Origin of the sequence: Halorubrum sp. CBA1125 (assembly GCF_009742825.1) — an archaeon.
Classification (GTDB): Archaea; Halobacteriota; Halobacteria; order Halobacteriales; family Haloferacaceae; genus Halorubrum.
Genome location: NZ_WPCE01000126.1, coordinates 1 through 8,532 on the forward strand (window position 1 = coordinate 1; position 8,532 = coordinate 8,532).

Annotated in this window: 9 protein-coding genes and 2 pseudogenes; 7 read left to right on the forward strand and 4 right to left on the reverse strand. The window is 67.4% G+C overall.

The genetic code is table 11. From position 1 onward, the window contains the following. The 3 genes from GJ633_RS11260 to GJ633_RS11270 all read right to left on the reverse strand — a co-directional run. A partial coding sequence (locus tag GJ633_RS11260; RefSeq protein WP_394351150.1) for an MFS transporter occupies positions 1 to 348 on the reverse strand: 348 nt, incomplete at its 3' end. A gap of 81 nt (positions 349 to 429) precedes the next feature. Beyond that, positions 430 to 1,290, reverse strand: coding sequence for a TetR/AcrR family transcriptional regulator (locus tag GJ633_RS11265; protein WP_156588907.1), 861 nt, complete (start codon positions 1,288 to 1,290; stop codon positions 430 to 432). A 204-nt stretch (positions 1,291 to 1,494) separates the two neighbouring features. Next, positions 1,495 to 1,689 (reverse strand): cold-shock protein, encoded by a 195-nt coding sequence (locus tag GJ633_RS11270; protein ID WP_004046659.1) that lies wholly within the window; start codon positions 1,687 to 1,689, stop codon positions 1,495 to 1,497. A gap of 250 nt (positions 1,690 to 1,939) precedes the next feature. Between GJ633_RS11270 and sdhC the strand changes: the two genes are divergently transcribed. The 6 genes and pseudogenes from sdhC (at position 1,940) to GJ633_RS11300 (ending at position 6,747) form a co-directional block, all read left to right on the forward strand. Next, entirely contained in the window at positions 1,940 to 2,365 is a 426-nt protein-coding gene (sdhC, locus tag GJ633_RS11275; RefSeq protein ID WP_156588908.1) for a succinate dehydrogenase, cytochrome b556 subunit, read from the forward strand. Between the two features lies 1 nt (position 2,366). Then, positions 2,367 to 2,738 (forward strand): succinate dehydrogenase hydrophobic membrane anchor subunit, encoded by a 372-nt coding sequence (locus tag GJ633_RS11280; RefSeq protein WP_156588909.1) that lies wholly within the window; start codon positions 2,367 to 2,369, stop codon positions 2,736 to 2,738. A gap of 8 nt (positions 2,739 to 2,746) precedes the next feature. Continuing rightward, positions 2,747 to 3,637: a succinate dehydrogenase/fumarate reductase iron-sulfur subunit gene (locus tag GJ633_RS11285; protein ID WP_156588910.1), complete on the forward strand. Its 891-nt coding sequence runs from the start codon at positions 2,747 to 2,749 to the stop codon at positions 3,635 to 3,637. A gap of 53 nt (positions 3,638 to 3,690) precedes the next feature. Beyond that, a pseudogene (locus GJ633_RS11290) lies at positions 3,691 to 5,513 on the forward strand (FAD-binding protein). A gap of 242 nt (positions 5,514 to 5,755) precedes the next feature. After that, positions 5,756 to 5,983, forward strand: coding sequence for a helix-turn-helix domain-containing protein (locus GJ633_RS11295; protein ID WP_156588911.1), 228 nt, complete (start codon positions 5,756 to 5,758; stop codon positions 5,981 to 5,983). Positions 5,984 to 6,111: 128 nt separating this feature from the next. Next, a complete protein-coding gene (locus GJ633_RS11300; protein ID WP_321169041.1) occupies positions 6,112 to 6,747 on the forward strand; it encodes a uracil-DNA glycosylase in 636 nt (211 codons plus the stop codon). A 49-nt stretch (positions 6,748 to 6,796) separates the two neighbouring features. On the opposite strand, the gene GJ633_RS11305 is transcribed toward GJ633_RS11300, so the two are convergent. Further along, positions 6,797 to 7,993: an NAD-binding protein gene (locus GJ633_RS11305; RefSeq protein ID WP_156588912.1), complete on the reverse strand. Its 1,197-nt coding sequence runs from the start codon at positions 7,991 to 7,993 to the stop codon at positions 6,797 to 6,799. Between the two features lie 118 nt (positions 7,994 to 8,111). Here GJ633_RS11305 and GJ633_RS11310 point away from each other — a divergent pair. After that, positions 8,112 to 8,532, forward strand: a pseudogene (locus GJ633_RS11310) (potassium transporter TrkA); the annotation flags it as partial.

Here is an 8,532-nt window from a genome sequence, read left to right on the forward strand (position 1 = left end):
CGGCATCGACGCCGCGATCGGGCGGAACGACTCCGCGGGCGGTAACGCGATCGCGACCACGTACCCGAGGGTGGCGATCCCCTCGACCAGCAGTCCGAGGACGAACGGTTTCCGCGTTCCGTACCGGTCCACGAGGGCGCCGGCCGGCGCGCTGGCGACGAGCCGGACCCACCGGTTCGCCGAGAGGATCACGCCGACCATGAACGCCGAGATGCCGAGGACCGCCCCGAGGTTCGGCAGGATCGGGAAGACGACCCCGCCGCCGAACCCGACGAAGAACGTGCTGGCTATCACCGCGACCAACACCCTCGGGAGTCGACGGAGGCCGAGCGAGGGGCGCCGGGCCACGCCTACGCACCCACGACTACCGCGTGGCGACGTCCCGGGCGCGTTCGCGACCGTCTCGACCGGGTCATTGGATCTCCTCGGTCATTCGAGTTCCTCGTCGCTGCTTCCGATTTTCTTCCCGTTGCTTCCGGTTGTCTCCCCGCCGCTTCCCGTTCCGTTTCCGTTCCGGTCGCCCGCCTCCGCCGGCGGACGCTCGATCGTGAGCCCCTCCGGGAACGAGTCGCCGGTGGGGTTCTCGCCGGTCCGTGCCGTGAGCTCCTCGATCGCCTCCTCCAGGGAGGGAAGCGTCACGTCCTCGGCGAGCAACGGCTCGACGATCCGTCGAAGGGTCGCCTCCGCGACCGTCCGGGTGTAGGCGCCGTCGGTCGCCGGGGCACTCCCGGCCTCGTCGTTGCTCTCGCCGTCGGATCCCCCGCCGAGGCCGCTCCCGAGGGTGATCTGTCGGGTCCGTGCGCCGTCGAGCGTCGCCACCAGGAGAGCGGCCGTCTCCTCGACGTCGACGTCGCGGAAGACGTCGGCGTCTATCCCCGCCGCGAGGATCTCCGCGGCGGTTCCGCGGAGGAGTCTGTCGCTCCGGAGCAACTGTTCGCGGATCCGGTCGTTGAACGGCCCCTGCGACCGCATCTCCAGCAGGGCGATGTGGAACGACTCCCGGTCGGTCTCGGCGGGTTCGAAGACGAACCAGCCGACGAACGCGACGAGCCGATCGACGGGCGGGCTGCCGACGCTCCGCTCGACCCGGCACTCGAAGTCGGAGATGACCCGGTCGAGGAACCGGACGAGCAGGTCCTCTTTCGTGTCGTAGTGGTAGTGGAGGAGCGATTTGCTCTTGGAGCACTCGTCGGCGATGTCCTGCATCGTCAGGTCCGCGTACCCGTGGCGACACAGCGCGCGGTAGACCCCGTCCATGATCTCGTCGGCCGCGCCCGGCTGCTCGGTCATTGACTGACCGGTCAGTCAGCAACGCTCAAATCCCTAACGGTGAACGGTGTATCTCGCCGGAACCAGGCCCGCAGTGGCTCTCACCGAACTGGGTCAGCGGCGTCTCTCACCGGCCGGATCAGTGGGTGCCGCCCGTGAACGACGCCGTCGCTAGGAGAGTAGGTTCGGTCGAAAAGCCGGTACAACTGGATTCGTCGGAACCGCTTACAGGCGGGTGACGTTCGTCGCGCGCGGACCCTTGTCCGCTTCCTCGATGTCGAACTCGACTTCCTGACCCTCTTCGAGGTCCGGGCCGCCGACGTCCTCCATGTGGAAGAACACGTCCTCGTCCGCGTCGTCAGTCTCGATGAAACCGTAGCCGCCAGTGTCGTTGAAGAAATCGACTTCGCCTTTCGCCATTGCAACCGTAGAAGCGCGTCACCAACATAAAAGGGTTCCGTGACCGGGACGAGCGTGGCACAGACGGGCACGGTCGCGGCGCGACCGTCGGCTAGTCTCCGCCGACGAATCCCGCGTGTGCCGACCGGGCGTATCTCCCCCTGATCGACCAGTCGAGATCCGCACACAGATCCGGCGAGAATCGCTGGAATCGGCTGCGGGTCCGCCGTGTTAGTAACTACTATACGACCCGGGTACACAGACACGACGTATGAGCCAGTCGTACAATCGGGGCCTCATCGAGGACTTCGGCCGCTGGCGGGAGTTCGAGGCGGGGATGTGGGCCTGGATATTCCACAAGTTCACGGGGTGGGTGCTGATCGGCTACCTGTTCACCCACATCGCCGTGTTGAGTACCGGTATCCCGGCCGCGGGCGCGAGCGAAGCGGCGCTCATGGCCGGCGAGGACGTCTACACGCAGACGATCGTCAGCCTCGAGGAGCTGCTGCTCGTCCGGATCCTCGAGGTCGGGCTGCTCGCGGTCGCCGTCTTCCACATGCTCAACGGGACCCGGCTGCTCCTCGTCGACCTCGGCGTCGGGCTGGACGCACAGGACAAGAGCTTCTACGCGTCGCTGATCCTCACCGGAGCGATCACGGTCGCGTCGGTGCCGACGTTCATCGCGGGGGCGTTCTGAGATGGCGGAACGCTACTCCTCGTTCGAGAAGGGCGGTCGGATGTGGCTGATCCAGCGGATCACGGCGGTGTTCCTGCTCGTCGTGCTGGCGTTCCACTTCTTCCTGCTCCACTTCGTCCACCACGCCGACGAGGTGTCGTTCCTCGCGAGCGCCGGACGGATGGAGCAACTGAGCTACTACTCGCTGATGATCCTCTTCCTCGTGACCGCGACGTTCCACGGGGTCAACGGCGTGTACAACGCCCTCATCAACCAGGGGCTCACCGGCACGAAACGCACCGTGATCAAGTGGACGCTCGTCGCCGCGAGCGCCGTGCTGATCGTCCAGGGGATCCGCACCGCGAACGCCTGGGCGGGCATCGGACTCTACTGAGCTGAACCATGAGCACGCAGATTCCCAAACAGACCGACGAATCGACGGAGACCGACGCCGAGGCCGACGCCCCGTCCAAGGGCGACGAGCGTCGCGCCGAGAAGCGACGCCGGGCGGCCGAGCGCCGCGAGGAGCGACAGGCCGAAGAGGCCGAGCGGGCGGCCGCCGCCGAGGAGACGGTCGAGCTGAAGGTGTTCCGGTACGACCCCGAGGTCGAGGGCAAACAGGAGCCGCGGTTCGACACGTTCCACGTCCCGTTCGAGAAGGGGATGACCGTCCTCGACGCGCTGATGTACTCGCGGGACACCTACGACTCCTCGCTCACCTTCCGGCACTCCTGTCGACAGGCGGTGTGCGGGTCGGACGCGATGTTCGTCAACGGCGGCCAGAAGCTCGCCTGCAAGACGCAGATCTCGGAGCTCGATGAGCCGATCCGCGTCGAGCCGCTCCCGCACGCCGAGGTGACGAAGGACCTCGTCGTCGACATGGAGCACTTCTACGACCAGATGGAGGCGGTCGAGCCGTACTTCCAGACGAACGAGTACCCCGAGGGCGACTTAGAAGAGCAGCGCCAGACCCGGGAGAACCGCGAGAAGATCAAGATGTCCACGCGCTGTATCTGGTGTGGCGCCTGCATGTCCTCGTGTAACATCGCCGCGGGCGACAACGAGTACCTCGGTCCCGCCGCGATCAACAAGGCGTACCGGTTCGCCATGGACGAGCGGGAAGGCGAGGACCTCAAACAGAAGCGGCTGGAGATCATCGAACAGGAGCACGGCGTCTGGCGGTGTCAGACCCAGTTCTCCTGTACCGAGGTGTGTCCGAAGGACATCCCCCTCACGGAGCACATCCAGGAGCTGAAGCGCGAAGCCGTCAAGAACAACCTCAAGTTCTGGTGACGCCGACGGACAGTCTCAAGCAATTCCGAAACTAACCGACTCATATCTCAACAATGCACGAACACGACGTTGTCGTCGTCGGCGCCGGCGGGGCCGGACTCCGGGCGGCGATCGCGGCACAGGAAGCGGGCGCGGACGTGGCGATGGTCTCGAAACTCCACCCGGTCCGCTCGCACACGGGCGCGGCAGAGGGCGGAATTAACGCGGCGCTGCGCGACGCCGACTCCTGGGAGGACCACGCGTACGACACGATGAAGGGGTCCGACTACCTCGGGGACGCGCCGGCGGTCGAGGCGCTCTGTCGGGAGAGCCCCGAGGAGGTCATCCGGCTCGAACACTGGGGAATGCCCTTCTCCCGCGAGGAGGACGGCCGCGTCTCCCAGCGTCCGTTCGGCGGGCTCTCGTTCCCGCGGACGACGTACGCGGGCGCGAGACCGGCCACCAGATGCTCCACACGATGTACGAGCAGGTGGTCAAACGCGGGATCACGGTGTACGACGAGTGGCACGTGATGGATCTCGCGGTCACCGACGAGGACGATCCGGCCGACCGGACCTGTCACGGCGTCGTCGCCTACGACATCCAGAGCGGCGAGATCAGCGGGTTCCGCGCGAACGACGGCGTCATCCTCGCCACCGGCGGGATGGGCCAGGTGTTCGATCACACCACGAACGCGGTGGCGAACACCGGCGACGGGGTCGCGATGGCGTACCGCGCCGGCGTCCCGATGGAGGACATGGAGTTCATCCAGTTTCACCCGACGACGCTGCCGTCGACGGGCGTCCTGATCTCGGAGGGCGTCCGCGGCGAGGGCGGCATCCTCTACAACGAGAAGGGTGAGCGGTTCATGTTCGAGCACGGATACGCGAACAACGACGCGAGCTCGCCTCCCGGGACGTGGTCTCGCGCGCCGAGCTGACCGAGGTCAACGAGGGCCGCGGCATCGAGGACGAGTACGTTCACCTCGACATGCGCCACCTGGGGGAAGAGCGCATCCTCGACCGGCTGGAGAACATCCTCCACCTCGCGGAGGACTTCGAGGGTGCCGACGGGCTCACGGAGCCGATGCCGGTGAAGCCCGGTCAGCACTACGCGATGGGCGGCGTCGAGACGAACGAGTTCGGCGAGACCGTCATCGACGGGCTCTACGCCGCCGGCGAGTGCGCGTGCGCGTCGGTTCACGGCGCGAATCGCCTCGGCGGGAACGCCCTGCCGGAACTCATCGTCTTCGGCAAGCGCGCCGGTCGCCACGCGGCCGGCGACGACATGGGCGAGGCGGAGATCGAGACCGGCAAGGCGGGCGACTGGGAGCCCGCCGACTACGAGTTCGAGGTCGCGGTCGGCGAGACCGACGGAAGCGGTTCCGCCACGGCCGACGGGGGGCGTGGTGACGAGCGACGACCTCCTCGACGCCGCCGTCGAGCGCGCTCGCGAGCGCGTGGACGCGTTGCTCTCCCGGCAGGGTCGCAACCACGCCGAGATCCGCTCTGCGGTCCAGGAGACGATGACGGCCAACGTCAACGTGTTCCGCGAGCGGGGTGGCCTCGAAACGGCCCTCGAGGACCTGCGCGAGGCCCGCGAGGCGTACAAGGACGTCGCCGTCTCGGACCCGTCGCGGACGTTCAACACCGACCTCATCCACACGATGGAGACCCGGAACATCCTCGACATCGCCGAGGCGCTCACGATGGGAGCGCTCGCCCGCCGGGAGTTCCGCGGCGCGCACTGGCGCAAGGAGCGCCAGGAGCGCGACGACGAGAACTGGCTGAAACACACGCTCGTCTCGTGGAACGACGGCGAGCCGGAGCTGTGGTACAAGCCGGCGATCTTGGAGGGCGCAAACAAGACGTACGAACCGAAGACCCGCTCGTACTGAGCCGAGCGCACACCGGGGCGACTGCCGTCTTCCGCGATCGTTCGGGATCGTTCACGGTTCATTATCCGTCGACAGTCGAAAATAGTGGGTCGACCACCGTCGATCCTCTGTTCGTCGATCGACGTTTCGACCGTCGAGATGCCGGTACACGGGCGAGAGCGGCGGTACGTGGGGTCTATGCGCTGTTTCGACGACCGTTGAATGGGGGATTTATTATCGTCGAAGCCATCGTACCGAGCAAGATGTTGGAAACAGAGACGGCGTCCACGGCGGCTGCGACGCTCCCGCCGGAACTGCAGTCTCCCCGCGCAAAGCTGGTGTACCTGTACCTGACGACGAACGGCGACGCAACCGTCTCGGAGATGGGCGAGTCGCTCGGGATGAAGAAGCTCTCGCTGTACAGCATCCTGAAGACCCTCCGCAAGGAGGGGATGGTCGCCTGCGAGGGCGACACCTACGCGCTGAACTGAAAGCGGTCGGCTTGGTTTCCTGCGTTTCCCGCTGCGGAGCGTCTCGTGCTCTCTTGCGCTCTTAGCCTCCGCTCGCGCGTCGCTCTCGGCGGCGGATCGTTTAGGAGGCCGTGGTTCCCAGTCACCCCGTGGACGCGAATCAACGGGAGTTCCGGAATCCGTTCGGGATGGACGAGGCGTGCGAGAACTGTCCCGAACTGTGCGAGGCGCGAGAGCGCGTGGTCCACGGCTACGGCGACGTCGGCGCCGAGTTCCTCGTGGTCGGGACCGCGCCGACCGCGGCCGCCGAGGCCAACGGCGTCCCCTTCACCGGCGACGACGGCGGCGAACTGGTCCAGTCGATCTTCGCGGACCTCGGGTTCGTCAGGTCGGAGCCGGACGCGGCCGAGCCCGACGTCCAGAACGTCTTCTTCACCAATCTGACGCGGTGTCGACACCCCGATCGCGACCCGACCGACCGGGAGGTCGACACCTGCGAGCCGTTCTTGAACGCCGAGATCCGCATGATCAACCCGCAGATCATCGTGCCCGTCGGCGAGCGCCCCCTCCGCGAGCTCGCGGTCGAGTACACCACGCGCCAGCCGGACTCCTTCGATATCGAGGCCGACCACGCGACGACGATCCGCGGGCGAGGGTTCGAGCTGGTGCCGATGAAGGAGCCGGCGGCGATGACCGACGCCGAGGCCGACGCCTTCCGCGAGCACCTCGCCGAGAACGTGTTGAGCCGGGACTACCGGCAGACGAAGGGCCGGCAGAGTCGGTGAGGTCGTGAGGTCGGACGGAGAGCAGCGAAGGAGGACGCGGACCGGCGGCTCAGTCCTCCCTCTCGTCCTCTGCCTCTTCCGGCGTGAGGTCGCCGAGCAGCTCCGCCGTGGCGTCGTCGCTGTCGGCGCCGAACGCGCAGTCGATGAGGATGTGCCCGCCGAGCATCGCGGGCGAGATCACCTGGTCGGCGCCCGCCCGTCGGAGCTTGTCCACGTTCTCCCGCTGGGTCGCCGCCGCGACGATCCGGACGTTCGGGTTGAGCTGTCGCGCGGTGAGGATCGCGAGCGCGTCGCGGGCGTCGTCGTCCGTGGCGACGACGACCGCGCGAGCGCCGGCGATGTTGACGCGTTCGAGGGGGCCGACGTCGCTCGGATCCGCGTTCGACACGGGAATCTCGCGCTCCGCGAGCCGCCGGGCGGCGGTCTCGTCGGTCGTCACGACCGCGAACTCCGTCCCGTCGCGGGCGGCGAGTTCTTCGAGTATCGGTTCCGTCAGGTCCCCGTACCCCAACACGAGGACGTGGTCGTCGAGGAGGTCGATCTGGTTGTCGGTCATCTTTCCGAGTGCCTTGGAGAGCTGCGCCTCGATGGCGGGGGTCAAGAGTACCCCGAGCGCCACCGCGAAGGCGGCGACGTTCATCACGAGCGAGGAGACCACGAACAGCTGTGCGATGTCGGATTCGGGGCCCGAGCCGGGGTGGACGTCGCCGTAGCCGACGGTCGAGGCGGTGACGACGGTGAAGTAGAACGCGTCGACGATCGTCTCCACGCCCTCGAAATCGTCCCGCAGCGCGAACGACCCGACCGTCCCGTACGAGAGGGCGCTCACGAGCGCCGCGCCGGCCGCGAGCTGCGTCGGCGACGGCGAGAAGGACCGGTCGAACCGACCGCGGTTGTACACGAGCGCGGGCGCGGAGACGACCGACAGCACCACGAGCGGGAACGACAGCACGGAGGCCTGCATCAGTCCCTGTAACGCCGTGAGCGGGAGCAGGATCGCCGTCGAGTACCAGCCGACGCGGTAGCCGTTCCGCAGCGCGAAGCCGCTGCCGAGCATCGCAAAGCCGGTGATGGTGCCCGTGAAGCCGACGGTCTGTCTGACGACCGGGGGGACGTACTGCGCCAGGGGGCCGTCGACGCCGAGCCCGCCGATCTGCGCCAGACCGGCGAGGATTGAGAGGATCGCGACCGCGAAGGTCAGGACGACCGACGCCCGCACGGTCACCCAGTCCCGGGTCAGCTCCATACCCGCTCGTCGCCGAGCCGATACTTAAATTACGCGAGCGCGATCGCGGCGCCACGCGGCGAGCGGCCACCCGTCCCGGGCCGACACACGTTTAACGACCGCGTCGGTTGAGGCGGACATGGCACTTCCGGTCGAGATCCTCTTCGGGATCTACCTCGGGATCATCACGGGGATCGTTCCCGCGCTGGTGGCTGGCGTCTTGGGGTTCATCTTCAAGTACGTCACCGACGTGACGATCCCGGGGCTCGGGGTCGTCGTCCTCTCGCTCGCGCTCGCCGGCATCAACGGCGGGCTGCTCGCGCTCAACGACGAGACGATCCGGTCGTCCGAGCGCGCGCCGGCCCTGCTCACGGCGATCATCGTCATCCTGATGCTCTCGCTGTACGCCCACGCCAAGGGCGACAAGCTGGGAGGAACGGTCCCCAAGCGGCTCTCGCTCCAGCAGCTCCGCGACCGGACGCTCTCGACCGACGTGATCGAGCTGGTCGGCGGCCGCGGCCGCGTCACGGTCGAGGTCGCCGGCGAGGTGAGCGACATGG

Excerpts from the sequence above, each read along its gene's own strand:
- GJ633_RS11265 (WP_156588907.1), bottom strand. The coding sequence starts at position 1,290 with ATGACCGAGCAGCCGGGCGCGGCCGACGAGATCATGGACGGGGTCTAC.
- GJ633_RS11270 (WP_004046659.1), bottom strand. The coding sequence starts at position 1,689 with ATGGCGAAAGGCGAAGTCGATTTCTTCAACGACACTGGCGGCTACGGT.
- sdhC (WP_156588908.1), top strand. The coding sequence starts at position 1,940 with ATGAGCCAGTCGTACAATCGGGGCCTCATCGAGGACTTCGGCCGCTGG.
- GJ633_RS11280 (WP_156588909.1), top strand. The coding sequence starts at position 2,367 with ATGGCGGAACGCTACTCCTCGTTCGAGAAGGGCGGTCGGATGTGGCTG.
- GJ633_RS11285 (WP_156588910.1), top strand. The coding sequence starts at position 2,747 with ATGAGCACGCAGATTCCCAAACAGACCGACGAATCGACGGAGACCGAC.
- GJ633_RS11295 (WP_156588911.1), top strand. The coding sequence starts at position 5,756 with ATGTTGGAAACAGAGACGGCGTCCACGGCGGCTGCGACGCTCCCGCCG.
- GJ633_RS11305 (WP_156588912.1), bottom strand. The coding sequence starts at position 7,993 with ATGGAGCTGACCCGGGACTGGGTGACCGTGCGGGCGTCGGTCGTCCTG.